Here is a 25,600-nt window from a genome sequence, read left to right as displayed (position 1 = left end):
TTATATAAGAATTTGCAAGTAAAAACTTTTGGTCTTACGAGTGAAAGAAATTTTAACTCTTTTTCATCGCCTTTACATAGGCAAAAATGTACTCAAACCCAGAATAAAGTGTAAGCGCAACAGCTATCCAGAGCAAAAGTTCGCCACCAGGCCAGCTCATCAGTAAAAATCCAATCGCAAACATCTGTGAAACTGTCTTTACCTTGCCAGCCATTGATGCAGCGACTTCGACGCCATCACTTGCCATCACGACACGAAAGCCAGTTATGAAAAATTCCCTCACCAAGATGAGATAAACAGCCCAAGCACTAGCCCTTTCAAGCATCATGAGCCCTAAAAATGCAGCAAGAATTAGCATCTTGTCTGCCAGTGGGTCAAGGATCGCTCCAAGTTTGGTCTTTTGATCCCAGCTTCTTGCGATGTAGCCGTCAAAAAAGTCAGTTACCGAGGCGATCACAAAGATAAGAGCTGCGAAGTAGTTTATCCAGCTCATGTGAATTTGCGTAAAAATTCCTGGCGCATTTACAAGCATAAAAAACATAAGTGGAGCCAGTAGTATCCTAAAAAATGCTAATGCGTTTGGTAAATTTAAACTCACAAATATGCCTTTATGCTTAAAATTTTTAATCTTCTCATTTAAAAGTCGTGCCGCCATCTATTATAAATGTATGTCCAGTTACCCAGCTAGCCTTAGATGAGCATAAAAATAGACATGCTCCGGCTAGGTCAGTCGGCTGTCCCATGCGGTTTAGTGGGCTAAGCTTTGCTGTCATATCGCGCACCTCTTCGTAGTTGGTAAAGGCTCTTAGTGCGTCTGTCTCGATAGGGCCACCACTTACGACGTTTACGCGGATGTTTTTCTCTCCAAGCTCGGTCGCAGCGTATCTTGCCATCGCTTCAACGGCTGCTTTTGCTGTGCCGTGACCTGCATAGTTTTCGATATAGACTAAATTTCCAGTTGAGCTTAGGCTAATGATGCTACCACCACCCACTTTTTCCATGCGTTTTGCAGCTTCTTGAGTGCCTACTACAAAGGCATTTACTGTTGCTGTAAAGATATTGTTTATGCCTCTTGGTTTTAGCTTCATAAATTTAGTGTATCCGCCAGCTACTGCGCGACCTGAGATGATAGCATTTGAGATGAAAAAATCAATCCTATCAAAATCCTCGTCTATCTTTAAAAATAGCTCTTTATAAGTCTCTGGCTCGAGAATATTTAGCGCGTAGGCTCTGGCTTTTATCTTGTAAGTAGTCTCAAGCTCTTTTGCTTGTTCTTTTGCAAGCTCTTCGTTTGAGTTGTAGGTAAATGCTATATTTACACCAGCTTTTGCGAATTCTTCAACTATGGCTCTACCGATACCTCTAGTGCCACCACTGATAACTAGCGTTTTACCTTTAAATTCGTTTAGTGTGTCCTTCATTAAAATCCCTTTATTTCATGATTTTTTATTACTTCTTCGATTTTTTTAAAATTCTCTTTACTTGGTTTGCAAAGTGGTAAGCGATACTCTAAAGAGTCGATGAGTCCGGCTAGATACATCGCTGCTTTGATCGGTATCGGGTTGCTTTCGCAAAAGAGTGTTTTATTTATCGTATATAGATTATCGTTTATTAGTTTTGCTTTTTTGTACTCTTCGTTCATCGCAAGGTGCGTAAGCTGTGAAATTTGATCTGGCAAGAGGTTTGCAGTAACTGAGATAACGCCTTTACCCCCATTTGATATGATAGGATAGTTGATCGCATCTTCGCCGCTAATGACTACTAAATTTGGCTCGTGAGCTAGCAGATCTACGCATCTATCGATACTGCCTGTAGCCTCTTTGATACCGTAGATATTTTTACACTCTTTAAAAAGCCTAAAAACGGTAGATGGCAAGATATCCACGCCAACTCTACCTGGAACATTATAAAGAAGCACAGGAATTTCAATACTATTCGCAATGGCCTTGTAATGCTCATAAAGTCCTTCTTGAGTTGGTTTGTTATAATAAGGCGCAACTGAAAGGATGCCATCAGCTCCATGAGCTTGAGCAAATTTAGCGATACCAATAGCCTCGTGAGTGGCGTTACTACCAGCACCAGCAAGCACTTTAACGTTTGTGCCTTTACATGCATTAACGGCTATTTCGATACAAATTCTATGCTCATCATGAGTTAGAGTTGCGCTCTCGCCAGTGGTTCCTACTGGTACGACTACATCGATGCCATGTTTTATCTGTCTTTTTATCAGTTTCTCAAAGCCAGCTTCGTCTAATTTTTGATTTTTAAATGGCGTAATGAGTGCTGTCATCGCACCTTGAAGCGAATTTTCCACATTTATTCCTTTTTTAAAATTATTGTCGTGCTAGTTTTTTCATTAAAATATCTATTTGCTATATCTTTTAAAAGTTTTGCATCGATTTTATCGATATTTTTTTCAAGTTCATAAAGTGGCTTTATGTCGCCTCTAGCAAGGTACGAGCCGTATAAATTTGCAACCTTACTTGCACTTTCAAACGAATATATAAAGTCGCTTTTGATTAAATTTTTAACTCGCAAAACATCGTTTTTGTCGATAGGTTTGCTTTTAATATCCTCTATAATCTTTAAAATTTCAGCCTCAACCGCAGTTGCCTCGACATCTGGGTTGCAAACTGCTAAAAATATAAATAAATTTTCATCAACGCAGCTCATATTGTAAGCATAAATTTGATTTACAAGCATGAGTTCATCGACAAGGTGTTGCTGTAAAACTGAGCTTTTACCAGTGGCTAAATATTCACTTATCGCATTTAGCCCTACTTGATCAGCATGCCTAAAGTCTGGAATTTTATAAGCGATAGCTAGCATTTGCGTTTGGCTATCTTTGTAGATGATAGCTCTTCTTGCGCCGTCTTGCTCAGGTTCTTTACAGTGGGATTTTGGGATGGCTCTTTTGTTTTTTATGCCACCAAAATTTTTCTTAGCTAGCTTAAATGCCTCATCCTTGTCAATGTCGCCACTTATCATCAAAATGGCATTTTTTGGCTGATAAAAAGTAGCATGAAATTCTTTTATATCGTTGATGTTCCAGTTTTCGATATCTTTTATAAAGCCTATCGGAGTCCAGTGGTATGGATGGTAGATAAATGCGTGATTGTAGAGTCTAAAGTAGAGGTATCCCATAGGGTTGTTGTCTGTTCGCCACCTACGCTCCTCGTGCACCACCTCTCGCTCTGGCTGAAATTCTTTGTCTTTTAGGCTTAAATTTTTCATAAGCTCAGCAAAAAGACCAAGCGTTTTATCTAAATTTTCATTTGAAGCTTTTATAAAGTAGTGGGTGTAGTCAAAGCCTGTACTTGCGTTATTTACGCCACCAAACCCCTTTACTATCTCGTCAAATTCGCCAGCACGTAAATTTTTGGTTGACTTGAAATTTAGATGCTCTAGCATGTGAGCTATGCCGCTTTTGCCCATTACTTCGTTTCTGGAGCCAACCTTATAAAATACATCGACACTTATCACTTTTGAGCCAGGATTTACTGGTACGTGATAAATTTCTAGTCCGTTTTCTAGTTTTGTTTTATTAAATTTTATCAATCTTTTGCCTTTTATTTTTTAACATCTATGCCGACTGCTTCGCTAATAGAAGCAAAGCCATCTCTCTTTAAGAGCTCTAAAATTTCTAAATTTATATCTCTTGCGATCATTGGCCCTTTAAAGATAAAACTTGTAAAAATTTGGACCAAATTTGCTCCCATTTTTATGCGCTCATATGCCTCTGCACCGCTATCTATGCCACCACACGCTATAAGCGTCGTCTTGCCGTAAAGTTCGTCTGCAACGGCTTTAAAAATATCTTTTGACTTTTGAGTTATCACTTTGCCGCTTAGTCCGCCAAAATCCTTTAAATTTGATGAGTGAGAAAGTGTATAATCAACGCTTGTATTTGAGACAAGCACGCCGCTAGCGCCATTTTCTACCGCGCAGGTGCAAAGCTTGATCGCATATTCGTGGCTCATATCAGGAGCGATTTTAAAGATGATTGGTTTTTTGGTAAGTGGTAAAATGACACTAAAAAGCTCTTTTATAAAATTTTTATCTTGCAAAGCTCTTAAATTTGGAGTATTTGGCGATGAGACGTTTATGACAAATGTGTCGCAAATTTCACTAAATTCTTTTACTAAAATTTCATAGTCTTTTATCGCATTTTCATTTGGTGTGACCTTATTTTTACCGATATTTGCCCAGATAGGTAAAGTATAAGGATAAAGTTTTTTGACTCTATTTTTAATAGCCTCGCAACCATCGTTGTTAAAGCCCATCGCATTTTGGATGCTCTCTTCGTCTATGAGCCTAAAAAGTCTTGGTTTGTTGTTGCCAGGTTGAGGTTTTGGAGTAAATGTGCCAAATTCTAAATACCCAAAGCCAAGAGCCGTGAGTGCTTCAAACATTGTGGCATTTTTATCAAAGCCCCCAGCTATGCCAACTGGATTGTGATAAGTGCTTGAGAATAAATTTTGTTTTAGCGCATTGTCATCGACCACGCACTTATTTGCTACAAAGCTTAATGATCCTGGAAAAATTTTATTTACTCCGATCATTAAAAATTCTGCGATTTTATGGGCAGTTTCAGGATCGAATTTAAAAAATATAGATTTTAAAGTATCGTAGTTTAAGCTCATTTTAACCTCTTTAAAATGCCTAAAAATTTGTGCAAATCTTAGCAAAAATCGCCTTAAACTAAGGCTTTGCCTTTAAGTTTTGCATAAATTTCATTTCTCTTGCTAAGCTCTTCATCGCTTCCGATATCAACTATCTTTCCATCGCACAAAAGCGCGATCTTGTCAGCACTCTCAACCGTACTTAGACGGTGAGCGATGACAAAGATGATCTTTTTGCTTCTTAGATTGTTTATCGCCTTTGTGATCTCTTTTTCACTCTCATTATCAAGTGCTGAAGTGGCCTCGTCAAAGATAAGAATTTGTGGATTTTGATAAAGTGCTCTGGCTATTGCTATACGCTGTCTTTGACCGCCCGAAAGGTTTGTACCAAATTCATTTAAGATAGAGTGGATACCATCATCTAGTTTGCTTACAAACTCATAAGCATTTGCCATTTTTAGTGCATTTATTACGGCATCTTCGTTAAACTCTCTGCCGTAAGCCACGTTTTTAGCGATCGTGTCGTTAAAGATATAGACACGCTGCGTGACAAGACCGATGTTTTGGCGAAGTGAATGGATTTTGATATCTTTTAAATTTGTCTCATTTATTAAAATTTCTCCGCTATTTACGTCGTAAAATCTCATAAGCAAATTCATGAGCGAGGTTTTTCCGCCACCGCTTGAACCAACCAGGGCTATAAATTCTGACTTGCGGGCCTCCAAATTTATACCTTTTAAGACCTCTTTGTCGCCGTAACTTAGACAGACACCCTTAAATTTGATCAGATTTATCTCTTCACTTAACTCTTTTTCGCCATCTTTTATCTGGCTTACTTTATCCATCAAGAAAAAGGTTCTCTCACTTGCGGCGATCGCATCTTGCATTTTATTGTATATATTTACGATACGCTTTAGTGGGGTGTAGAGCATGAAAAGTGCAGTTAAAAATGAAAAAAAAGCACCCATGTTTATATTTCCGTCGATGACGTCTTTGCCACCTATTATGATGACAGCTGCCACGCCAATTGAGCCAATTGTTTCCATTAGTGGGCTTAATAGTTGCTCAATTTTTACGGTTTTAAGGTTTAACTTAAAAAATTTGTTATTTTCTTCAACGAAACGTGAGTGCTCGTATTTTTGGGCATTATTTGCCTTGATGATCTCGATATTTGTAAAAATTTCACTCAATGCTGAGGTGATATCAGATGTCTTTTCTTGTGACTGCTTTGAAATTTTTTTCATCTTTTTAGCAAGGCGCGAGATCGGATAAATCGCTAATGGCATAATAACAAGTGCAAAAAAGGCTAATTTAGGGCTTTGATATATAACTACACAAAGCAGACCTATGATAGTTACAAGCTCTCTAATAAGCTCAGGTATGATGCTTGAAACAATAGATCTTATGCGCTCTATGTCGTTCGTAGTTCTGCTTATTAGCTCGCCTGTTCTAAAATCATTAAAAAATTTCATGTCCAAATTTAGTAAATTTTCGACCATCTTTTCGCGAAATCTTCTAATCGTATCTTGACCAATATACGCGGTAAAATAGGCCTGCATAAAAGTTCCAACATTTTTTAACAGATAAATAGCAATGATCGCACATGGTAACAAATAAAGCAGTGTTTCGTTTTTTTCAACGAAAATTTTATTTAATACTGGCTCCACCAAATACGCACTGACCGCTGTTCCACCACTTGCAAGCCCCATGCCAATGAAGGCTAGGATGAAGTGCGGAATGTAGTCTTTAAAATATGGACCAAAGCGTTTTAGTACATCTTTTAAGCCAAAGTTAGTCATTGTTTTTCTCCCAAACTGCGCCATTTGGTGTATCCATGATAGAGATATTCATCTTTTCTAGCTCGTCTCTTATCTCATCAGCTCTTGCAAAATTTCTCTCTTTTTTGGCAAATGCGCGCTCATCAAGAAGCCTTTTAATTTGCTCCTTTTGCTCGTTGCTTACACCAAATTGAAAATACTCCACATAGTTTGTGCTGGCAATACCTAAAATTTCACTTATAAGCTCCAAATTTGCCACTACTTCGGCTTTGTAGGTTTTATCTTTTGGATTATTATCAAGTCTTTCATTTGCCGTTTTTACAAACTCATCGACGCTTGCAAGTGCTTTTGAAGCGTTTAGATCATCACTTAGTGCCTCAAGTAGCTCATTTTTAAAGCTCTCATTTATTGCGCCTGCTTGCACGCCATCAACTCTTTTTTTAAGGCGATAAATTTTATCTAGCCTCTTTTTTGAAGCCACTAAGTCTTCATCTGAATAATTAAAATGAGCCCTGTAATGGCTCGTAAGCAAGTAATATCTAAGTACTTCACCATGAACGTTTTTTAGGGCGTCTTTTACAAAAAAGCTGTTATTTAAGCTCTTGCTCATCTTTTCGTTATTTACTTTTATAAATCCGTTGTGCATCCAGTATTTGCTTAAATTTTTATGATAAGCACATCTGCACTGGCTAGCTTCATTTTCGTGGTGTGGAAAGAGCAGGTCGATGCCGCCAGCGTGGATGTCGATCTCAAATTTATCATTTTCTTTATCGCTTAAAAACTCCCTTATCATCGCCACGCACTCGGTGTGCCAGCCAGGGCGACCCTTGCCAAATGGGCTCTCGTACCATTTTTCATCAAATTTCCAAAGCACAAAGTCTTTTTCATCTCTTTTTTCGCCAAAACTTGCCACTCTGGCGATTAGATCGGTGTTATTATACTTGCCGCTAATGCTAAAATAGCCACTATCCTTGCTCGTGTCAAAGTAAATTCCATCGCTCGTTTTATACGCCACGCCTCTATCCATAAGCACTTTGATGTAGCTAATGATCGCCTCCAAGCACTGCGTAGCCTTTGGTTTAAAGTCTGGATCAAGCACGTTTAAAGCGCCCATATCGCTCTCGTAGTGCGCTATATATTTGTTTGTGATCTCCTCTAGGCTTTGGCCAGTCTGCGCCATCTTGTTTAAAATTTTATCGTCAATGTCGGTGTAGTTTCTTGCAAATTTGACCTTGTAGCCAAGCGCTTTTAAGACCCTTCTTAAAAGATCAAAGCTAACGGCTGACTTTGCATGCCCCAAATGTGCGTCGTCATAGACCGTTGGACCACACAGATAGATGCTAACTTCACCTTCTCTTATCGGGCTAAACTCAACCTTTTCTCTTTTAGAAGTATCAAAAATTCGCATTAAATATATCCTTTAAAAATGTTAAACTAAAATAGAGCAAAACCGCCGCAACAGTGATAGCGGCTATAAATTTAGGCTTGATTATAGCTAAAAATCGCTTAGCTCCAAAGGCTCTTATATATAAAATAAGCTGCAAAAATCCCCCAAGCGAGCTTGCAAATGCAAGGCCAGCAGCTCCAAATTTCTGCATTAAAATGACAGCTAGGATCAAATTTATCACAAGGCAGATGATAGAAATTTTGGCTGCCTCTTTTTGTTTCATATTTGCATAGAGCCAAAGTGAGAAAATTTTAGCCAGTCCAAATGGCGTAAGCCCCACCAAATAGGCACTTAGCACCTTCGCACACTCAATGGTGTTTGCCCTTACGAAATTTCCTCTCTCAAACAATAGCCAGATGATAAATTCACTTAGCACAACGCCTGTGATCGTGGCTGCAAGTAGGGCGCAAAGTAGCAAGTAAAAGCTCTTTTTTGTCCAAACTAGGGCGTTGGCTTCGTCTTTTTGCTTTAAAAGTCTAGTGATCTTTGGAAAGAGTGCCTGAGAGAGCGCGATCGCAAAGATGGCAAGCGGAAGCTGAAAAATTCTATTTGCATAAAAGAGGTAGCTTATCGAGCCGCTTACTAAAAAGCTAGCTAGCCAAGTGTCCATAAATGCGCTTATTTGCATCGCACTTGAGCCAAGTAAGCCATGGTAGAAATTTATAAAAAAGCCTTTGCTTTGCGCTCTTTTGCCTTTAAAATATCCGCTTAGACCGCCCCAAAAAATTTTATTTAAGGTGTTAAATTTCATAGCAATTAGATGCACCAAAACCTGCAAAATGCCGCCTGCAACGACGCCAAAGCTAAGATAAAGTGCGACCACGCTCTCGCTCTTGCCACGAGCCAAAAGTAGCGATGCGATCATGGCTAAATTTAGCAGTGCAGTAGAAAACGCAGTCGTGGCAAAGTGCCCTTTATACTGAAGCAGAGCACCCATAAATGTGACAATATAAACAAGAGCTAGATAGTAGAAATTTATACGCACAAGCGGCACTGCGTCCATGATATTTTGCTCGCTTAGGCCGCTTGCGATGATCTTTATAAAGTAGGGCGTAAATAAATTTACAAGAAGCGTTAATGCGCCTATAAAAAGTAGAAATTTGATGAAAATTTCAGCCTGAAAGATCGCTTTTTTCTTGCTGTTTGTAAAATTTGGTAAAAATGCCTGTGTAAAGGCACCTTCTCCAAAGATACGGCGAAATAAATTTGGTATTTTAAAAGCGATAAAAAAAAGATCGCTAAATATGCCAGCTCCAAGGATGGAAGCTGTTAAAAGGTCTCTTATAAGTCCAAGAATTCTTGAAACCATAATGCCAACTGAGTTTGAAAAAAAACCTTTTATAAACATCGCTCGCCTAAATTAAATTTGAAAACGCAATAGTAACAAAAGATGCTTTAAAGCTTACATAACCTAAATTTAATAAAATTTTGGCGATAATAAGAGCCAAATTTTATGTGAAATGGATCAATTTTGAGCGAGAACGTGCAAGAAAACGAGAGATTTTTACCGCCAACGCAAATTCAAACTTCAACGCCTTATATATCGCTTAAAGAACTAAGCAAGCAACACAGCGTACCGGTAGAATTTATAGATTTTAAAATTTTAGATATTTTGACTTATTATAAAAATAAAGATAATGAAGAGCTAGTTTTTGTCCCTGAAGAAAATTTAGACTTTTTTGATGATAATGCATTTTATCTTGACGAGACACTAGAGATCGAGCAGGTCTATGACGTGGAATTTTTTGATGTTAGGCTAAATGCTGTACCAAAGCTTCCAAAGATAGAAATCGGTGTAAATTCAACGGTTACAAAAGTAGTCGCAAAGGTAAAAGCCACAAAAGATTGTGAATACGAACAGCATTACGAAGATAAACTTTTTGAATATATCGCCAAACAGCTTATGAAAGCTCAAATTTTAATAGGTATAAGAATCGGCAAACTAAAAGACGAGTTAAAACAAATCGCCTCAGTTGTGCATGTAAAGGGCGAACTTGATAAAGACTACATACTAAACATAACACAAGGTATAAATCCAAAAAAAGCTACCGATGCAAAGATACTTTACTACTACAAAGATAAACTTGATGCGATAAAAGAGGAAGATAAGATTGATTACGCTGATAGAGGTTTTGTTTTTGGCGTGGCACAAGATGAAGTGATAATGGAAGAGAAAAAGTCTCACGAAGGGCAAAATGGCCGTGATGCGAGAGGCAAATTATTAGCAGTAGAAAAGCCAAAAGAAGATACTGGCAAAGAGATAAGTATAAGCGAAAATATAGAGAGAGTAGAAAATGACGATAGCATAATATATATCGCTAAAAAATCAGGATATGTAGTTGAGAAAAATGGCTCATTTGATATTGAAGAGCGTATAGAGATAAATGAAGCAAATTTTAAAACAACTGGCTCTATTCAAGCAGGTACTGATACAAATGTAACTTTGGTGGTTAGGGAAACTGATACTATAAAAGATGCCATTGGCACTGGCATCATCGTGGAGGCTGACGAGATCGAGGTTAAAGGAAACGTCGGTGCAAATGCGATGGTTAAAGCAAATGAAGTAATAATCGGCGGTCAAACACACCAAAAGGCTAAAATTTATGCAAAGAATGCAAAAATTTCTATCCATATCGGTAAGGTTGAAGCTGAAAATGTCGAGATAGATAGGCTAGAAGGCGGAAATGTCGTAGCAAAAAGAGTTAAGATAAATAGCGTCGTTGGTGGCTCTATAACCGCTCAAAATATCCAAATAAATACGCTTGGCTCAAACTGCACTATCACAGCTTCACACTTAATAGACGTAAGATATCTAAGAGGCACTGACAATAAATTTATAATCGATACTAGCAAAATGCCTGAAAGTGCTGAGGCTACGCAAGAGCAATTAAATAAGATCGAAAATACAAAAGCAGAGCTTGCCTCTCTTCTAAAAAATATTGAAACAAAGAAAAATGTCATAAATGAAAATAAAGACTCGATTTATACCATAAAAGCAAAGGTAGAAGAGCTCTCAAAAGCTAAAGTGATACCGCCAGTTACCTTTATGAAAAAGCTAAAAGAGTATCAAGGTCTAGTCAATGAATACAACACTTTGTTAAAAATTTTTAAAGATAAAAAAGAGTTGCTAGCTACTCTAAAAGATGAGCTTGAAATCATGCAAAATGGAATATTTTCTGCAAAAGTGATAAATAGAGGCAACTGGGTTGAACTAAATGAGATTAGATTTGTTATCGTTGATCCTCCACAAAATGTCACTTATATCTCAAAGCAAAATGAAACCGCTCATGCCATTACTTTGGAGAAGATCGGCGATGGCGATGAGGCTGAGTATAAGATCAAAAAGTCAAATAAATTAGAAGACTACACAGATACAAATTTCTAAGAATAAAAGGTTAAATGATGATAAAAGCGATCGAAGGTGTCGTCAGCAAAAAAGACCCTGCATTTGTGGTGTTAAAGACAAATAGCGGTGTAAGCTATGGAATTTTTATCTCACTTTTTTGCTCAGCCAAGCTTAGCAAGAGCGAAAAAGTCGAGCTTGCCATAACGCAGATCATAAGAGAGGATGCAAATTTACTTTACGGCTTTTTGGATGCAAATGAGCAAAAGATGTTTGAGATGCTTATTAAATTAAATGGTATCGGAGCTAGCACAGCAATGGCGGTTTGCTCAAGCCTTAGCTCGCAAGCATTTACAAACGCCATAATAAGCGGCGATGCAGATACTTTTAAAAGCGTGCCAGGCATCGGACCAAAGACTGCTAGACGCATTATAGCCGAGCTAAGTGACGCAAAGCTAATAAGTGACGAGAGTGTGCCAAGCTACCAAAATGAGGCACTTTTGGCACTTGAGGCGCTTGGCTTTAAACGTGAGAAGATAGTGAAAATTTTGCCTGAGTGTAAGAGTGAAAATACGAGTGATCTTATAAAAGAAGCATTAAAGAAATTAGGATAAGGATTAAAAAGATGAATTTAGGTGTGATATTTGGAGCAAAGAGCTATGAACATGAGATAAGCATAGTTAGTGCGATAGTTTTAAAAAATGTCCTAAAACAAGAGCTAAAATTTATATTTTGCGACGCAAATAGAGACTTTTATCTTATCGAGCAAAAAGATATGAGAGCAAATTTTTTTAGCTCTGGTAAATACAAAAATTCAAAAAAGCTCATTTTATCTAAAGGCGGATTTTTCATACACTCTCTTTTTGGCGATAAAAAAGTAGAGTGTGATGTTATTATAAATTTGATCCATGGCATGGACGGCGAAGATGGCAAGATAGCAGCGCTTTTTGACTTTTACGGCATAAAATATATAGGTCCAAGGCTTGAAGTAAGTGCGCTTAGCTACAACAAAGAGCTTACTAAATTTCTAGCGCAAAAAGCTGGCGTAAAGGCGCTTGACTATGAGATGCTAACTCGTGAGAGCCAGCCAAAATTTCACTATCCTATTATTTTAAAGCCAGCAAGACTTGGAAGTAGTATCGGCGTAAATATAGTGCATGACGCCAGCGAGCTAGCTTATGCAAAAGACATAGCATTTGAGTTTGATAAAGATGTGCTTGTCGAGCCTTTTATAAAGGGAGTAAAAGAGTATAACCTTGCAGGCTGTAAGATAGATGGAAAGATAAAATTTTCTATCATCGAAGAGCCAAAAAAGAAAGAATTTCTTGACTACGAGCAAAAATATCTTAGCTTTTCAAATGAAAACAAGGTAAAAGAGGCTGAAATTTCTGAGGAGCTAAAACAAAAGCTTAAATTTAACTTTTCAAAAATTTATGATTGCGGTTTTGACGGAGCGATCATTAGATGCGACTTCTTTGTGATAGATGATGAGGTCTATCTAAATGAGATAAATCCAAACCCAGGAAGCCTTGCAAACTATCTATTTGAGGATTTTGAGAGTACTTTAAATGCTCTTGCAAACTCACTTCCAAGAGAGCGTAATATAAAGATCGATTATAGCTTTATAAACTCGATCACTTCAGTAAAAGGTCGTGGGAAAATTTAGACCATTTAGTAGATTATAAAGTAGTTTGTGATATTTTACGTAAAATTTTACACAAAGAGCGACAATGGTAACTTTTACAAAAGATGAAATTTATACAGCAACTGAAGTGGTTAGAAATTTTAGTTCGGTACTCTCTCGTGTGGGAGCTAATGAATTAAAAAGAGCGGTTATTGTAAAAAATAATAAATTTGAAGCAGTGCTTTTAAATATGGAAGAGTATGAGCGCCTTTGCGAAGCAGTGAGTGTGCTTGAGAGCATTTATACTGCAAAAAAAAGAGAGAACGATGGCGAGTAGGGCGGTAAAGTACGGCTCAGACGAGTATGAGATCAGCTACGAAGTAGTAAATCCGAAATGCAAAAAAATAGTGCTTTTCTTGCACGGCTGGGGTGCAAACAAAGAGATAATGAAAAAGGCTTTTGGGCACTATCTAAACGAGTTTTGCCACGTTTATATCGATATGCCAGGTTTTGGTAAAAGCTCAATTACTGATCCTTTAAAAACAAGTGATTATGCAAAAATCGTTGAAAATTTTTGCGCTGAGCTTGGCATAAAGCCAGATATTATAGTAGGTCATAGCTTTGGTGGCAAGGTCGCAACGCTTCTAAAGCCGCCATATCTTGTGCTTTTGAGCTCAGCTGGCATAGTTGTCAAAAAGCCATTTATCGTGCGCGCAAAGATCGTTATTTTTAAAATTTTTAAGCTTTTTGGATTTGGAAAATTTTATAAACTCTTTGCCACAAAAGATGTGAGCGGTATGAGTAGAGTGATGTATGAGACCCTAAAAAACGTAGTTGATGAGGATTTTACGAAGCATTTTGCTGACTTTAGTGGCAAGGCTTTGATATTCTGGGGCGAAAATGACAAGGCAACGCCTATAACAAGCGGGGAGAGTATACATAAGCTCATAAAAAATAGTTCATTTTTTCCGCTTAGTGGTGATCATTTTTTCTTTTTGCTTCACGCTAAATTTATAAGCGAAGAGATAGAAAAAGGGATAAATTTTGAGCTAAATGAGGCTAAAAATGTCGTGATAGATGACGATGAGAGCGGGATCGAGGAGATAAGATGAATATATTTTTAAGCATAAGCACAGTTTTATTTATCTTTGCGCTCACTTTTTATGTGATTACTTGCTTTCAGTGGTTTTCATATAAGCCTGAGCGCGTACTCTTTCACTTCACAAAGCCCGCTTGGCACGTCTTTTTCTTCATCGTGCCTTTGGTGCTATTTTACACGACTGGCAAGTGGTTTTTTATCTATTTTTACTTTGCACTTTTGCCAGCACTTTATATGTGGCATAAAAAACTTGATAAAAAGTTAGTTTTTACTGCTAGGATCAAGCATTTTTTTGTGATCCTTGCTTGTGCTATCATCTTAAACTACGCTTTAAATTTCATCATCCACAAGGCGTTTTTGGCTCCTATGCCACTTTTTGTCTTGGTCGTGAGCCTATTTTTTAGTGAAATTTTAGAAAAGATAAAATTTCAAGGCTTTAAAAATAAGGCACTTAAAAAACTGGGTGCAAATAAAGATCTAAAAATCATCTTGATCACAGCAAGCTACGGCAAAACTAGCATCAAAAATTTTCTTTTTGAAATTTTAAAAGATAGCTTCGTCTGCTACAAGACGCCTCGCAGCGTAAATACAATGGCTGGCATCATCAAAGATATCAATGAAAATTTAAACGAGCAAACGCAAATTTACATCGCTGAAGCAGGCGCTAGGCTAAAGGGCGACATCCTAGAGATCACTAGATTTTTAAATCCACAAATCGTAATTGTAGGCGAGATTGGCGCGCAACACATTGAGTACTTTAAAACACTTGATAATATCCGCTCTACCAAGCTTGAAGCACTTCAAAGCAACCGTTTGCAAATGGCATTTTTACATAGCTCGACAAAGAAAGAGCCAAGCCAAAATTTAGAAATTTACGATGAGAGCCTAAAAGATATAAATGCAAATTTAGATGGAATTTCATTTACGCTTGATGGCAAAAACTATGCTTCACCGCTACTTGGCAAATTTAACGCTACAAATTTAGCCGTTTGCATCAAGGTGGCAAAATACCTAAAAATGAGCGATGAGGCGGTAGATAGAGCGCTATCTAAGATGAAAAACGTCGAGCACCGCCTAAGCAAGATCGAGGCTGGCGGCAAGCTGATAATTGATGATAGTTTTAATGGGAATTTCTCAGGTATGAGTGCAAGCTACGAGCTTGTAAGTACATATGCTGGCAGAAAAGTGCTACTAACACCAGGCATCGTCGAGAGTGATGCGGAGCAAAATGCAAATTTAGCCAAGGTGATAAATGAAATTTTTGATCTTGTCATCATCACAAGCTCACTAAATGCTGAAGTTTTACTAAAGCACATCGTAAAGCCAAAGATCATCATCTTAAAGGATAAAAATAAAATGCAAGAAATTCTAGCTCAAAATACGCGTGCTGGCGATCTTATACTATTTTCAAACGACGCACCGAGCTTTATATGAAAAAAATAGTTTTTTTAATCCTAGCTTTAAATTTAGCATTTAGCTTTGACATCGATGATTATGACAGAGGCATTGAGGCGCTAAATGCCGGAGATTACGCAACTGCGTATGAAATTTTTTATGATGGCTGTGAGCAAAAAGATGTGCTTTCGTGCGAAGCTTTGGGCGATATGTTTGTAAATGAAGAGATAAATGAGCAAATGGATAGTGATCTAAAAAAGCACTCAAATATCGAGCTTGGTGTGAGTTATTATATGAAAAGCTGCGACCTTGGCTACCAAAATGCTTGTGATGATGTGATGAGCTTAAGGGATGATTTAAACATAAGCCTTCCAGCTGGTGTTTATGAAAATGCCAAAGCAAGGTACGATGAGATAAGGCAAGAAGACGAAAAAGAAGAAGCCTTAAGCGAGCAAAATGTGACTTTGCAAAAATAAATTCTCTAGTTTTAGACTAGATTTACTTTTAGCGTATGCTCTTTTAGGCTTGCTGGAATTTTGCCATTTTCAAGCTCTATCAGTTCGCTAACTCTTAAAATATAAAAATCCTGCAAACTTCTGTTTGCAAATTTTTCAAGCTTTTTTGAAAGTGTGTCAAACATATAAAACTCAGTATCATTGCTAGCTAGTAAAAAATCAGCTCCGCTATCAAACGCATTAAAGATGGTCTTGCTTGCAAGTGCAAATGCAAGCTTTTCGTTTACTTTTAAAAGCTCAAATCCACAAGGAAATTTATTGTTTAGATTTATAAAATTTGCTCTAAATTTATCTAAATTTTCAGAGATTTTATCGCTTACGGCTATTTTGAACTCTTTAAATTTATCCAAGCTCTTTATTTTTTCAAGCTCATTTTTTGAGGTTTCATCCTCTTTTATCCCTAAAATTTCTTTAAAAAACCTAATCGCTTCGGTATAAATTTCGCTTTCACCAAAGATAAAATCATCAATCTTACAAGCTATCAAAATACCATTTTCATTGTTGATAAGCCTCATGATCTCATCATTTTTTTCTTTTTTATAAAGATGATGAGCCAGTATGATGGCCGCTGCACCTATAAAATTTGACTCGTATTCTTTCACAAAATCAGCATAAAAATATGGCTTTAAGCTTGCATAAAATTCTTTGTCTGCTTGATCGCAAAATTTATCAAACGGCTTAAATTTCTCCCAAAAGTCGTCATCATTTGTCTCAAGATCCAAAACCGCTCTTTTTTCATCAAGTGGCGAAATCACAAGCTCGCCTACAAATTTCTCATATAAATTTACTAATGGTTCAGTAGTGCTCACTACGACATCATTTACTTTCACAAAGCCAGTTGTTGGCTGAAAATAGGGATCAATTTTTTTAATATGCAAAAATAGCTCGTCAAGGTTTGCGTAATCTAAAATTTCTAAAAAATATGGTTTAAAATACGACAAAATATCCTTTTTTGCATTAAATCTAAAAATTTCTATTTTTTGCATTTGACTCCTTTTTTGGCTTATTTTATCCTAAAATTAAAAGGAGTTTCATTATAATGGCCCGATGGATAAAGAAAATTTCACGATTGAATGCTTTGGTAACGCTTATATTGGCGATGATGCGGCTGTGCTTGGCAAGCAGGTCTTTAGCAAGGACATCTTTGCTGAAAATTCGCACTTTAAGCATGGCTGGCTAAGCCTTGAAGAGATCGGCTACAAGGCGATGATCGTAAATTTTTCAGATACGATCGTGATGAATGCTAGGCCAAAATTTGCGCTTCTTGGACTTAGTTTGCCAAAGAATTTTTCGCCGCAGCAAATCAAAGAGCTAAGCGCCGGCATAAACAGAGCGTGCGAGGAGTTTGGCGTAAAGATAATCGGTGGCGACACGATAAGTAGCAAAATTTTAAATATAAGTGTTAGTGTAATTGGCGAGCTAAATGGCAAAGCTGTGCTTAGAAAAAATGCAAGATACGGCGATCTGGTGGCTTTTACTGGCGAGCTTGGAGGTAGCAAAAAAGGGCTAAATTCGCTTCTAAGGCTAGCTAAAATTTCAAAAAACTCACGATTTAAAAAGCCTACTTTAAGAGATAATTTTTTCTACAAAGCAGCTCATCTTATAAACTCCGCTATGGATATCTCAGATGGGCTAAATACCGATCTTGCTAAGCTTTTAAAGGCTACCAAAAAGGGTGCTAAATTTACAAAAAAACTAAGTAAATTTGAGCTTAGTAGCGGCGAAGAGTATGAAATTTTATTTACTTTTTGTCCTAAAAAATTAAATGCCATTAAAAGGATTGCCGCAAAAACACGGACAAAGATTAGCGTCTTTGCAAAAATTTCAAATAAAAGGTTAAAACAAAATGCAAGAAACCATCACTTTTAAGCCACTTTATGCACTCACTCATGCGCCCATCAACGCGTATTTTAGTAAAAACTCGGACGATTTTGTCGTGCGCGAGATTCCGCTTTACGCATTTAGCGGGCAGGGGGAGCACCTCATCGTTGAAATTTGTAAAAAAGATATGACGACGCAAGAAGTCTTGCACGTTCTAAGCGAGGTTAGCGGCGTAAAGATGCGGGATTTCGGCTACGCGGGGCTAAAAGACAAGCAGGGCATGACGACGCAGTTTATCTCGATGCCGCGCAAATTTGAGGCCACACTTGCAAATTTTAGCCACGAAAAGATGAAAATCTTAAGCCTCGCCGCCCATGACAATAAACTTCGCATCGGACATTTAAAGGGTAATAGTTTTTTCATCCGCCTAAAAAAAGTGATGCCTAGCGAGGCTGCTAAACTCGAGCAAGCCGTGCAAAACATTGACGAGGCGGGCTATGCAAACTACTTTGGCTATCAGCGTTTTGGTAAATTTGGCGACAACGCTGCAACTGGACTGGAGCTTCTTAAAAACGGGACGATAAACGGCAAAAAGAGTAAAAATGTAAAGCTAAACGACTTTTTGATCTCAGCATATCAAAGCGATCTTTTTAACCGCTGGCTTAGCAAACGCGTGGAGATTTCGAGGTTTGTACAGGACTTTAGCCTTTCTGAGCTAGCTCAAATTTACCCGTATCTTGACGGCGCGATTTTGAAAAATTTAAAATCGCAAAAGAGATTTTTTAAGCTGATAGAGGGCGAAGTTTTGGGTCACTACCCGCACGGAAAGTGCTTTTTGTGCGAGGATTTGGACGCAGAGGGCGCGCGCTTTGACGCTAGAGATATCACTAGCTGCGGGCTGATCGCGGGCGCAAAGGCGTATGAGGCGCAGGGTGCGGCGAGGGCAGTAGAGGATCAAATTTTCGCGCAGGCAAATGAATACAAGGCTAAAATGACGGGATCTAGGCGCTTTGCGTGGTGCTACTTGGAGGATACAAGCTACAAATACAACGAGGAAAAAGCGCACTTTACGATAAATTTTACGCTGCAAAAAGGAAGCTATGCGACGGTGGTGTTAGAAGAAATCTTGCATAAAAACATCTTTGAGTAGGGCGGCGGCTTGTCTTGCGAGCGCTTTACTTCGTTGCATTCGCAACTACAAGCAAAACGTAAATTTCGCTCCGTGATAGGCTATATGCCTTATCTTGGGACGAATTTTACTTCTTTTGTTTGGCTACGAGCATAGTGACACAGAAAACACTTAAAACCATCTCGCAAGACTTTGCCTTAACTTTCTTAAATTTTGTAAATCAAAATCCGCCTCGCCTAATGCTCTTTAAAAGCTGTGAGCCAAGCGGTGCAAAAACTTTACCTTATCGTTTTAAGCTCAAATTTGAGGAAAAATTTATCAAATTTTTATACCAAGATCCATATCTTAAATCGCTAAAATTTATCTGTGGAGCAAGGCGCTGACGGCGCGAAATACAATCGTTTCTAGGCTCGTTTGGATATAATGGGTTTGCAAATTTATATTTTAAAAGGATTAAAAATGGCAAATATTTTTCTTTGCTCTTATTTTGCGGAGGTTGCGAGTAAGATCAATGAAGTGGTAGATTTTCAAGGTAAGCATGTTGCTTTTATCGATACGGCAGCAAAATTTGAAGAGGTAAATTTCTACGTCGGCGAAGCGGCGGAGATTTTAGAAAATTTTGGTGCGAAGCTAAGACACCTTGATGTCTCTTGCGCCAAGGATTCGGCAGCGCTAGTATCTAGCCAAGATGAGCCATCTTGTGAAGATAAAATTTTATCTGCCATTAGTCAGTGCGACATCATTTACATTAGTGGTGGAAATACGTTTTATCTGCTTAACGAGCTGCGAAAATCGCGCGCCTGGCAAGCCATAAAAGACGCGGTCAAAGTAGGTAAAATTTACGTCGGCGAGTCGGCGGGAGCGATCGTGGCTGCACCAGATACGAGATATGCTACGCTAATGGATGAAAATAGCGCGAAAACGAGCGATTTTACAGGGTTAAATTTGGTTGATTTTTGCGTCGTGCCGCACTTTGGCTGTGAGCCTTTTACGCAGGCCACGCACGAGATAATGGAGAAATTTGGGAACTTGTACGATTTACGACCTATAAATAATGCTGAATTTATCGCGCTTTGAGATAAAATTTTATACGTTCTTTTATAAAAGCATACGCTAAATATTTACTCAAAGTACTCTATCTGTTTGCAAATCTGCCTTTTAAATAAAAGAACATAAAGTTTAAAGTTTTAAAAACTAGAAATTTAAGCCAAAGCCGCTATAATTTCACTCTGGCACGGTAAGCGATCGCTTTTGATTTTTGCAAAAGAGGAAAGTCCGAGCTGCGATAAGACAAGGTTCCATCTAACGGATGGCTAGGGAAACCTAAGGGATAGTGTAACAGAAAGTAGACTTCCGCTTCGGCGGTAAAGGTGAAACGGCGGAGTAAGAGCCCACCGGCACGCTTGGTAACTTGCGTGGCCATATAAACCCAACCTGCAGCAAGAAGGGATGGTTTTGGTCTTATATTAAAACCCTTCGCTAGAGCTTGTTTGTAAAAGCAAGCGTAGATAAATGATCGCTCAAGACAGAACTCGGCTTAACGCCGTGCCTTTAAATTTACTAGATTAGTTTGTTACGTATTTTTGAGCTTTTTGTAGCTTTATAAGCTCATTTTGGATGTGCGAAGACTTGTTTTTTAAAAGCTCTATTGCTCCGCCGATTAATGCTTGTGCTTCTTGTGCTGAAGCTAGGCTCGTAAACATATCCTCACTAAAATTTTGTGATAAAGCAGCTATCTTGCCTGTGTCTTCGTTTATCAATGCTAATTTAAATTCATTGATCCAACTATTCACCTGACGTTACCTCTCTCCATGCTTCAGATAGTTGCTTTACAACATTGGTTACTTCATTTAAAGCTGCGATATCGTTTTGTATATTTGCCATAGCAAGAAGCTGCATCTGTCTTGTATAAAGGCCGCTAAGATAGTGCGCTACATCGCCTTGAGAATAATCAAGTGAATTTAAAAGCTCAACAAAAATAGCGTTTGTCCTATTTATATAATAAACTTTTTTCTCTATATCTCCAGCTTCTATCGCCTTTTTTGTACGAAATATAAATTTTAAAATTCCGTCATAAAGCATTTCTATTAATTTAGTTGGGGACTCAATGCCCCCAAAACTAGATTGTGCGTATGCACTATATGCACTTTGATTCATCTTTCTCTCTTATTTTCTGCTATTTATCTCTGCATCGATCATTGATTTTAGTGTCGAGAACTGATTTTCTAAGCTTGCGATGATAGCGTTATACTTGATAAAACGCTCTTGCATTGTTGTATATTTCTCATCTAAAAGCTTTTGTGTGCTCTCTTTGTTTTTTGTGATCGACTCATTTTCGTCTTTTAACTGATTTTGCATAGCAACCATCGTACCACTTTTGCCAACGACACCATCAAGCATTTTAGCTAGCTTTGTAAATAGCCCATCTGTCTTTTTGGTTACTGGATTTATAGTAGCTTCATTCATACCTAGAGCTGTTAAGGCTGAATTTTTACCTTTTACCTCGATATTTTCGCCATCGCTTCTTTTTAAAACGATTCTTTTGCCACTTTTATCAAGACTAGCTGTAACTCCAGTTATGCCAGCATCATTTATAGCTTGTTGAAGCTTTAGTGCGTTCTCTTCGGCTGTGGCTGTGGCTGTAGTTGAGAATGTAACTGACTTGCCGTTTATCGTAAGATCACCAGCTTTTATGTCTAGTGCTCCAGCGCTAACAGTCGATGCTCCCATATAGCTTATTGGCTCGATCTTGCTTGATCCCATGAAAAATTTCTGAATCTCTTCAGGATCTTTGCTAAGAGCTGCATTTAGTTTATTTAGATCAAGCTGAAGCTGTCCGTCTTTATCAGGCACTATGCCATATTTGCTTAATGCTTTGCCTTCGCTATCTTGTCCATTTACAAGACGACCAATGTTTGATCTTAAGCTTGAAATTTCGCTAACGCCTTGGAAAGTGCCAGCTCCTTTTTCCTCGTCATATTTTGTAGCTATACCAAGGTTCATGGTCATTAGGTTGTAGTCTTTGATAAATTCTTCAACCGCTTTTATTACTTCTTTTGTATCTTGAGAGACGCTTACGTTTGTTTTACCAGTTTCATTTAATGTAATAGAAATTCCCGGCCTTAAGTCGTTGAAGGTGTTTTTGCTTCTTTTTACATTTACTCCGTTATATGTAAATTCCGCATCTTGCGCCTTTAAAATTCTATTCTTTTCAAAATTTGATGTCATCTTTGGTGTGCCATCAGGATTTGTTAGTAGAGTGCCGTTTGCATCTTTATCTTGAAACTGCGTACTATCCCAGCCAAGCTTATCTAAAATACCAGCCGTATCATTTGAAAATTTAATAGTCTGTGTTGCGCCAGTGTTACCTGATTGAAGCATGATTTGATTTGGCTTATCTCCGCCAACATTTAAAATTCTAGCTTGTAATTTACCACCACTGATATCATTTATCTTGTCTACAATATCTTGATATGTGGTTGATCTAGTTACGCTAATAGAAAATTTTTGTCCATCGATCTCAACATCAAAAGAGCCGTTATTTGTCGCACCTACTAAGTTTGAAGTGTTTTTGAAATTTGAGCTTTGAAATGTATCTTTTTGGGCAAGTTTTTGCACATCGATACTAAAATTTTGCACGCTAACGCCATTTGCCGCTGAGGCTGTTACGCTTTTGCCAGCATTATTTGTAGTTCTTTTTAGATAAAGTGCCTCTCCACCAAGTGTTTTGCCACTTACATTTACGTTGCTAACTAGAGTTTTTAGTGCTGCAAGGTCTTTTTGCTTTAGATCATTTCTTTCTAGTCTTTTTGTTAAAGGCTTGATCTGTCCTGCTTCATCTGCTTCTTTTAGCTTTTTGATAAGATCATCATTTAGTCCGCTATTTTTTGTACCAATGCCTAAATTTGTTACGTTACCTACTGCCATTTTTAACTCTCCTTGTCAAAAAGTATTCCGATACTTTCTTTGAAATACTCACTTATTCTTATAGCTTCCTTACTTGGAAGTTGTGTTATCTCTTCGCCAGTTTTAGCATCTTTTACTTGCACAACCATTAAATTTAGCTTCTCATTGTAAGCAAACCTTACATTAGTATCGAGTTGCTGCATTTGATAGTTTAGTCTGTCAGTGACCTCTCTTGTTCTTTTGGCAAGCTCTTCGTTGCTAAGTCCGTCTAGCTCGTTAATGTCTTTTGTTTCATTGTTTTTATCAGCACTTAATTTAACATCAGAATGCTCGATAGGTCTGCTATCTATTTGACGCTGAGCAGATGTACTCATGCTCGTATCTAGTACCTGATTTGCTGCTGCCTTAAAGATTTCCATAGTTTTACTCCTTAAAACTTACGTTAACTTCTACATCGGTAAAATTTTAAAATCCTTTAGTGTTTATATAAATTTTTGATTATTTAGGCTAAAATCAAGCAAAAATTTATAGGAAGAGATATGAAAATTTCATTTGAGTGCGAGTGTATTTTACTTCAAAAGACACTGCTGCTTTTTTGTGGAAATTTGGCTGCTCATCATAAGGATTGTGATTTTGTAGTGAGTGACCGCGAGATTGCGACAAAAAAACCACTATTTATAATAGGTAAAAATGCTCATCTTTCTCATCCTTTTACCAAGACGACACTTCTTGATACGCTTGAAGAATTTTACTCAGCTATGCAAATTTCAAAAGCAAATGAGCTAAATGAAGCTAAAAATGAAAAGGGCTTAGAAGAGAAAATTTCACTTTTGATAGATAAATTTAAAGCTGATCTTCTTGAAATTCTAAGGGCAAACCAGTGAAACTCTACACTAAAATCTCAAGTGGTAAATTTAAAGGTAAAAGGCTTGAACTGCCAAGCCTAAGCACGACTAGAAGCACAAAAAGCATCGTAAAAGAGTCCTTCTTTAACGTCATTAGAGATGAAATTTACTCGCTTACATTTATAGAGGGCTTTGGTGGAAGTGGCGTGATGGCAAGCGAGGCCATTAGCAACGGAGCACGTGAGGCTATCGCTATCGAAAAAGATAGAGCCGCTTTTAAGATCACACAAAGCAATCTTGCTAGCCTAGGGTGCTCAAATTTAAAAGCGATAAATGGCGATACCTTTTCTGTCTTGCCTGATCTTATAAATTCTCAAAGTGGCAAGGTGTTGCTCTACCTTGATCCACCATTTGACATAAGAGCTGGCTTTGATGGGATCTACGAAAAGCTTGTAAATTTAATCTCACAGCTAAAAAAAGAGAAAATTTATATGATAGTTTTTGAACACAACAGCGACTTTAAATTTTGCGATGAAATTTCTACATATAAACTTGTAAAATTTAAAAAATTTGGAGCTACTTCGCTCTCTTATTTTCAATAAAAATTTATAGTAAAATTTGGAACATCTTTTGCTTTAAAAACCTAAAATAGCTAAATTTTAGGAAAAAATATGAAAAAATTTTTATCTTTTGTAGCAGCTTCAGTGATAGCTACTTCAGCCTTTGCTACGCAGATAAAAGAGCTTGCAAACATCGTTGGCGTAAGGGATAACCAGCTAATAGGCTACGGCCTAGTTGTAGGACTAAACGGCACAGGTGATGGCTCAACGTCAAAATTTACGATCCAGTCTTTATCAAACATGCTTCAAGGCGTAAACGTAAAGATAAACCCAGATGATATCAAGTCAAAAAATGCAGCTGCTGTTATGGTAACAGCCAAGCTTCCTGCATTTGCAAGGCATGGTGATAAACTCGATGTCGTGATCTCATCTATCGGCGATGCAAAAAGTTTGCAAGGTGGCACCCTTCTCATGACGCCACTAAAAGGTGTTGATGGTGATATTTACGCTTTGGCTCAGGGTGCTTTAAGCATCGGCGGAAAAAGCATGGGTAGATCAGGTGGCAACCACCCAACCGTTGGCTCTATCCTAAATGGAGCTTTGGTTGAACGAGAAGTGACTTATGATATTTACAATCAAGATAGCATAAGACTAAGCCTAAAAGATACAAATTTTAAAACCGCTCTTGATATCCAAAATGCTATAAATGCAAATATCTCTGATGATGCCGCAAAGGCGATCGATCCAAGAACGGTTATCGTTAAAAAGCCAGATGATGTTAGCATTATCGAGCTTGCAAGCGCTGTGCTTGATCTTGATGTGGAGTATAAGCCAGATGAAAAGATAGTGGTTGACGAAAGAACCGGCACAATAGTAAGTGGTATAAATGCTGTGGTTAGTCCAGTTGTATTAACTCACGGTGCAATTACAATAAAAATAGAGCCAAATAGCTATGATGAGGCAGCGCAAAATGATATAAACATAGGAAGTGACACATCAGTCGCACCTAGTCAAAATTTACTTAAAATTTCAGGTGAAAAAACAACCGTTGCGAATGTCACAAGGGCCTTAAATAAGCTTGGAGCAACACCAAGTGACATCATCTCGATACTTGAAAATTTAAAACGAGTTGGCGCGATACAAGTCGATCTGGAGATAATATAATGCAAATAGATAACACCTTAGCGCTAAATTCATACAATGAAATTTCTACAAATAAGATAAAAAACGCAAATGCTAAACAAGATGCACTTTTAAAAGAGCAAACTGATGCATTTGAGGCATATATGGTAAAGGCTGTGCTTGATATTGCTTTAAAAGAAGATGAGCACAACTCGCTATATCCAAAGGCTGCTGGTAGCGACATTTATAGGTCGATGTATAACGATGCAATTAGTAAAGCATTGAGCGGAAATCTTGGTTTTTCAGAACTTTTGTACGATTTTTTAAAGAGAGACTCTTAAGTAAATTTATATTCTGCCGATGTAGTGATATAAATATTTTATTTTAAGAGGTA

Annotated in this window: 28 protein-coding genes and 1 other RNA gene; 16 read left to right on the top strand and 13 right to left on the bottom strand. The window is 37.7% G+C overall.

From position 1 onward, the window contains the following. Window positions 1–52: 52 nt before the first annotated feature. Genes pgsA through murJ form a run of 8 tightly spaced genes read right to left on the bottom strand, consistent with a single transcriptional unit; the run spans window position 53 to window position 9,195 of the window. Entirely contained in the window at window positions 53–598 is a 546-nt protein-coding gene (pgsA, locus tag CVT15_RS05270) for a CDP-diacylglycerol--glycerol-3-phosphate 3-phosphatidyltransferase (RefSeq protein ID WP_107898160.1), read from the bottom strand. Between the two features lie 34 nt (window positions 599–632). Continuing rightward, window positions 633–1,421, bottom strand: coding sequence for an enoyl-ACP reductase (locus tag CVT15_RS05265; RefSeq protein WP_021091937.1), 789 nt, complete (start codon window positions 1,419–1,421; stop codon window positions 633–635). Then, on the bottom strand, window positions 1,421–2,290 hold the full coding sequence (gene dapA / locus CVT15_RS05260; protein ID WP_219809344.1) for a 4-hydroxy-tetrahydrodipicolinate synthase: 870 nt from the start codon (window positions 2,288–2,290) through the stop codon (window positions 1,421–1,423). The genes CVT15_RS05265 and dapA overlap by 1 nt, the downstream gene beginning before the upstream one ends. Window positions 2,291–2,316: 26 nt before the next feature. After that, complete coding sequence (locus CVT15_RS05255; protein ID WP_103576723.1) at window positions 2,317–3,558, bottom strand: M16 family metallopeptidase; 1,242 nt, start codon at window positions 3,556–3,558, stop codon at window positions 2,317–2,319. A gap of 11 nt (window positions 3,559–3,569) precedes the next feature. Next, window positions 3,570–4,643 carry a quinone-dependent dihydroorotate dehydrogenase gene (locus CVT15_RS05250; protein ID WP_103576736.1) on the bottom strand — a complete coding sequence of 358 codons (1,074 nt, stop codon included), beginning with the start codon at window positions 4,641–4,643 and terminating at the stop codon, window positions 3,570–3,572. Between the two features lie 53 nt (window positions 4,644–4,696). Further along, window positions 4,697–6,421 carry an ABC transporter ATP-binding protein gene (locus CVT15_RS05245; protein WP_103576735.1) on the bottom strand — a complete coding sequence of 575 codons (1,725 nt, stop codon included), beginning with the start codon at window positions 6,419–6,421 and terminating at the stop codon, window positions 4,697–4,699. Next, window positions 6,414–7,808 (bottom strand): cysteine--tRNA ligase, encoded by a 1,395-nt coding sequence (cysS, locus tag CVT15_RS05240; protein ID WP_103576722.1) that lies wholly within the window; start codon window positions 7,806–7,808, stop codon window positions 6,414–6,416. Before cysS ends, CVT15_RS05245 begins: the two co-directional genes overlap by 8 nt. After that, window positions 7,795–9,195 (bottom strand): murein biosynthesis integral membrane protein MurJ, encoded by a 1,401-nt coding sequence (gene murJ, locus CVT15_RS05235; RefSeq protein WP_103576721.1) that lies wholly within the window; start codon window positions 9,193–9,195, stop codon window positions 7,795–7,797. The genes cysS and murJ overlap by 14 nt, the downstream gene beginning before the upstream one ends. Window positions 9,196–9,318: 123 nt before the next feature. On the opposite strand from murJ, the gene CVT15_RS05230 reads away from it, so the two are divergent. The 7 genes from CVT15_RS05230 (at window position 9,319) to CVT15_RS05200 (ending at window position 15,784) form a co-directional block, all read left to right on the top strand. Further along, the gene (locus CVT15_RS05230) at window positions 9,319–11,232 is read left to right on the top strand and encodes a flagellar assembly protein A (RefSeq protein WP_107898154.1); all 1,914 of its coding nucleotides are present in this window, start codon (window positions 9,319–9,321) and stop codon (window positions 11,230–11,232) included. Window positions 11,233–11,249: 17 nt separating this feature from the next. After that, window positions 11,250–11,804, top strand: coding sequence for a Holliday junction branch migration protein RuvA (ruvA, locus tag CVT15_RS05225; protein ID WP_107898153.1), 555 nt, complete (start codon window positions 11,250–11,252; stop codon window positions 11,802–11,804). 11 nt (window positions 11,805–11,815) lie between these two features. Then, entirely contained in the window at window positions 11,816–12,856 is a 1,041-nt protein-coding gene (locus tag CVT15_RS05220; protein ID WP_107898152.1) for a D-alanine--D-alanine ligase, read from the top strand. A gap of 64 nt (window positions 12,857–12,920) precedes the next feature. Beyond that, a complete protein-coding gene (locus tag CVT15_RS05215) occupies window positions 12,921–13,151 on the top strand; it encodes a type II toxin-antitoxin system Phd/YefM family antitoxin (RefSeq protein WP_021091404.1) in 231 nt (76 codons plus the stop codon). Next, window positions 13,141–13,926 (top strand): alpha/beta fold hydrolase, encoded by a 786-nt coding sequence (locus CVT15_RS05210; RefSeq protein ID WP_107898151.1) that lies wholly within the window; start codon window positions 13,141–13,143, stop codon window positions 13,924–13,926. Before CVT15_RS05215 ends, CVT15_RS05210 begins: the two co-directional genes overlap by 11 nt. After that, window positions 13,923–15,347 (top strand): Mur ligase family protein, encoded by a 1,425-nt coding sequence (locus tag CVT15_RS05205; RefSeq protein WP_107898150.1) that lies wholly within the window; start codon window positions 13,923–13,925, stop codon window positions 15,345–15,347. Before CVT15_RS05210 ends, CVT15_RS05205 begins: the two co-directional genes overlap by 4 nt. Further along, window positions 15,344–15,784: a hypothetical protein gene (locus CVT15_RS05200; protein ID WP_087577125.1), complete on the top strand. Its 441-nt coding sequence runs from the start codon at window positions 15,344–15,346 to the stop codon at window positions 15,782–15,784. Before CVT15_RS05205 ends, CVT15_RS05200 begins: the two co-directional genes overlap by 4 nt. Before the next feature lie 11 nt (window positions 15,785–15,795). Here CVT15_RS05200 and CVT15_RS05195 read toward each other — a convergent pair whose 3' ends face one another. Further along, complete coding sequence (locus CVT15_RS05195; RefSeq protein ID WP_103576714.1) at window positions 15,796–16,809, bottom strand: hypothetical protein; 1,014 nt, start codon at window positions 16,807–16,809, stop codon at window positions 15,796–15,798. A gap of 61 nt (window positions 16,810–16,870) precedes the next feature. Between CVT15_RS05195 and CVT15_RS05190 the strand changes: the two genes are divergently transcribed. From CVT15_RS05190 to rnpB, 5 genes are all read left to right on the top strand, one after another. Beyond that, window positions 16,871–17,692 carry a thiamine-phosphate kinase gene (locus CVT15_RS05190; RefSeq protein ID WP_103576713.1) on the top strand — a complete coding sequence of 274 codons (822 nt, stop codon included), beginning with the start codon at window positions 16,871–16,873 and terminating at the stop codon, window positions 17,690–17,692. Then, window positions 17,670–18,794: a tRNA pseudouridine(13) synthase TruD gene (gene truD / locus CVT15_RS05185; RefSeq protein WP_103576712.1), complete on the top strand. Its 1,125-nt coding sequence runs from the start codon at window positions 17,670–17,672 to the stop codon at window positions 18,792–18,794. The genes CVT15_RS05190 and truD overlap by 23 nt, the downstream gene beginning before the upstream one ends. 134 nt (window positions 18,795–18,928) lie before the next feature. Next, a complete protein-coding gene (locus tag CVT15_RS05180; RefSeq protein WP_087578888.1) occupies window positions 18,929–19,156 on the top strand; it encodes a hypothetical protein in 228 nt (75 codons plus the stop codon). Window positions 19,157–19,232: 76 nt separating this feature from the next. Further along, entirely contained in the window at window positions 19,233–19,850 is a 618-nt protein-coding gene (locus tag CVT15_RS05175) for a Type 1 glutamine amidotransferase-like domain-containing protein (RefSeq protein ID WP_159070251.1), read from the top strand. Between the two features lie 152 nt (window positions 19,851–20,002). Continuing rightward, window positions 20,003–20,329: RNase P RNA component class A (rnpB, locus tag CVT15_RS05170), an RNA gene on the top strand. Between the two features lie 9 nt (window positions 20,330–20,338). Here the strand turns inward: rnpB and CVT15_RS05165 are convergent. Genes CVT15_RS05165 through CVT15_RS05150 form a run of 4 tightly spaced genes read right to left on the bottom strand, consistent with a single transcriptional unit; the run spans window position 20,339 to window position 23,098 of the window. Next, window positions 20,339–20,566, bottom strand: coding sequence for a hypothetical protein (locus CVT15_RS05165; RefSeq protein ID WP_087578886.1), 228 nt, complete (start codon window positions 20,564–20,566; stop codon window positions 20,339–20,341). Continuing rightward, window positions 20,559–20,930 (bottom strand): flagellar export chaperone FliS, encoded by a 372-nt coding sequence (fliS, locus tag CVT15_RS05160; RefSeq protein WP_035167483.1) that lies wholly within the window; start codon window positions 20,928–20,930, stop codon window positions 20,559–20,561. The genes CVT15_RS05165 and fliS overlap by 8 nt, the downstream gene beginning before the upstream one ends. A 9-nt stretch (window positions 20,931–20,939) precedes the next feature. Next, window positions 20,940–22,700 carry a flagellar filament capping protein FliD gene (gene fliD, locus CVT15_RS05155; RefSeq protein WP_103576710.1) on the bottom strand — a complete coding sequence of 587 codons (1,761 nt, stop codon included), beginning with the start codon at window positions 22,698–22,700 and terminating at the stop codon, window positions 20,940–20,942. A 2-nt stretch (window positions 22,701–22,702) separates the two neighbouring features. After that, window positions 22,703–23,098, bottom strand: a complete 396-nt coding sequence (locus tag CVT15_RS05150; RefSeq protein ID WP_072594311.1) for a FlaG family protein — start codon at window positions 23,096–23,098, stop codon at window positions 22,703–22,705. Between the two features lie 120 nt (window positions 23,099–23,218). Between CVT15_RS05150 and CVT15_RS05145 the strand changes: the two genes are divergently transcribed. The 4 genes from CVT15_RS05145 to CVT15_RS05130 all read left to right on the top strand — a co-directional run bounded on the left by CVT15_RS05145 (window position 23,219) and on the right by CVT15_RS05130 (window position 25,547). After that, complete coding sequence (locus CVT15_RS05145; RefSeq protein ID WP_084041075.1) at window positions 23,219–23,563, top strand: ornithine carbamoyltransferase; 345 nt, start codon at window positions 23,219–23,221, stop codon at window positions 23,561–23,563. Next, entirely contained in the window at window positions 23,560–24,126 is a 567-nt protein-coding gene (rsmD, locus tag CVT15_RS05140; RefSeq protein WP_107898148.1) for a 16S rRNA (guanine(966)-N(2))-methyltransferase RsmD, read from the top strand. Before CVT15_RS05145 ends, rsmD begins: the two co-directional genes overlap by 4 nt. A gap of 69 nt (window positions 24,127–24,195) precedes the next feature. Next, window positions 24,196–25,248, top strand: coding sequence for a flagellar basal body P-ring protein FlgI (locus CVT15_RS05135; protein WP_107898147.1), 1,053 nt, complete (start codon window positions 24,196–24,198; stop codon window positions 25,246–25,248). Further along, window positions 25,248–25,547, top strand: a complete 300-nt coding sequence (locus CVT15_RS05130) for a rod-binding protein (protein WP_103577473.1) — start codon at window positions 25,248–25,250, stop codon at window positions 25,545–25,547. Before CVT15_RS05135 ends, CVT15_RS05130 begins: the two co-directional genes overlap by 1 nt. Window positions 25,548–25,600: the final 53 nt, after the last annotated feature.

The organism is Campylobacter concisus, from assembly GCF_003048595.2.
Classification (GTDB): domain Bacteria; phylum Campylobacterota; class Campylobacteria; order Campylobacterales; family Campylobacteraceae; genus Campylobacter_A; species Campylobacter_A concisus_L.
This window is presented reverse-complemented; position numbering and strand designations above follow the sequence as displayed.

Excerpts from the sequence above, each read along its gene's own strand:
- CVT15_RS05265 (WP_021091937.1), bottom strand. The coding sequence starts at position 1,421 with ATGAAGGACACACTAAACGAATTTAAAGGTAAAACGCTAGTTATCAGT.
- dapA (WP_219809344.1), bottom strand. The coding sequence starts at position 2,290 with ATGACAGCACTCATTACGCCATTTAAAAATCAAAAATTAGACGAAGCT.
- CVT15_RS05250 (WP_103576736.1), bottom strand. The coding sequence starts at position 4,643 with ATGAGCTTAAACTACGATACTTTAAAATCTATATTTTTTAAATTCGAT.
- CVT15_RS05245 (WP_103576735.1), bottom strand. The coding sequence starts at position 6,421 with ATGACTAACTTTGGCTTAAAAGATGTACTAAAACGCTTTGGTCCATAT.
- cysS (WP_103576722.1), bottom strand. The coding sequence starts at position 7,808 with ATGCGAATTTTTGATACTTCTAAAAGAGAAAAGGTTGAGTTTAGCCCG.
- murJ (WP_103576721.1), bottom strand. The coding sequence starts at position 9,195 with ATGTTTATAAAAGGTTTTTTTTCAAACTCAGTTGGCATTATGGTTTCA.
- ruvA (WP_107898153.1), top strand. The coding sequence starts at position 11,250 with ATGATAAAAGCGATCGAAGGTGTCGTCAGCAAAAAAGACCCTGCATTT.
- CVT15_RS05220 (WP_107898152.1), top strand. The coding sequence starts at position 11,816 with ATGAATTTAGGTGTGATATTTGGAGCAAAGAGCTATGAACATGAGATA.
- CVT15_RS05215 (WP_021091404.1), top strand. The coding sequence starts at position 12,921 with ATGGTAACTTTTACAAAAGATGAAATTTATACAGCAACTGAAGTGGTT.
- CVT15_RS05210 (WP_107898151.1), top strand. The coding sequence starts at position 13,141 with ATGGCGAGTAGGGCGGTAAAGTACGGCTCAGACGAGTATGAGATCAGC.
- CVT15_RS05205 (WP_107898150.1), top strand. The coding sequence starts at position 13,923 with ATGAATATATTTTTAAGCATAAGCACAGTTTTATTTATCTTTGCGCTC.
- CVT15_RS05200 (WP_087577125.1), top strand. The coding sequence starts at position 15,344 with ATGAAAAAAATAGTTTTTTTAATCCTAGCTTTAAATTTAGCATTTAGC.
- CVT15_RS05195 (WP_103576714.1), bottom strand. The coding sequence starts at position 16,809 with ATGCAAAAAATAGAAATTTTTAGATTTAATGCAAAAAAGGATATTTTG.
- CVT15_RS05190 (WP_103576713.1), top strand. The coding sequence starts at position 16,871 with ATGGATAAAGAAAATTTCACGATTGAATGCTTTGGTAACGCTTATATT.
- truD (WP_103576712.1), top strand. The coding sequence starts at position 17,670 with ATGCAAGAAACCATCACTTTTAAGCCACTTTATGCACTCACTCATGCG.
- CVT15_RS05175 (WP_159070251.1), top strand. The coding sequence starts at position 19,233 with ATGGCAAATATTTTTCTTTGCTCTTATTTTGCGGAGGTTGCGAGTAAG.
- fliS (WP_035167483.1), bottom strand. The coding sequence starts at position 20,930 with ATGAATCAAAGTGCATATAGTGCATACGCACAATCTAGTTTTGGGGGC.
- fliD (WP_103576710.1), bottom strand. The coding sequence starts at position 22,700 with ATGGCAGTAGGTAACGTAACAAATTTAGGCATTGGTACAAAAAATAGC.
- CVT15_RS05150 (WP_072594311.1), bottom strand. The coding sequence starts at position 23,098 with ATGGAAATCTTTAAGGCAGCAGCAAATCAGGTACTAGATACGAGCATG.
- CVT15_RS05145 (WP_084041075.1), top strand. The coding sequence starts at position 23,219 with ATGAAAATTTCATTTGAGTGCGAGTGTATTTTACTTCAAAAGACACTG.
- CVT15_RS05135 (WP_107898147.1), top strand. The coding sequence starts at position 24,196 with ATGAAAAAATTTTTATCTTTTGTAGCAGCTTCAGTGATAGCTACTTCA.
- CVT15_RS05130 (WP_103577473.1), top strand. The coding sequence starts at position 25,248 with ATGCAAATAGATAACACCTTAGCGCTAAATTCATACAATGAAATTTCT.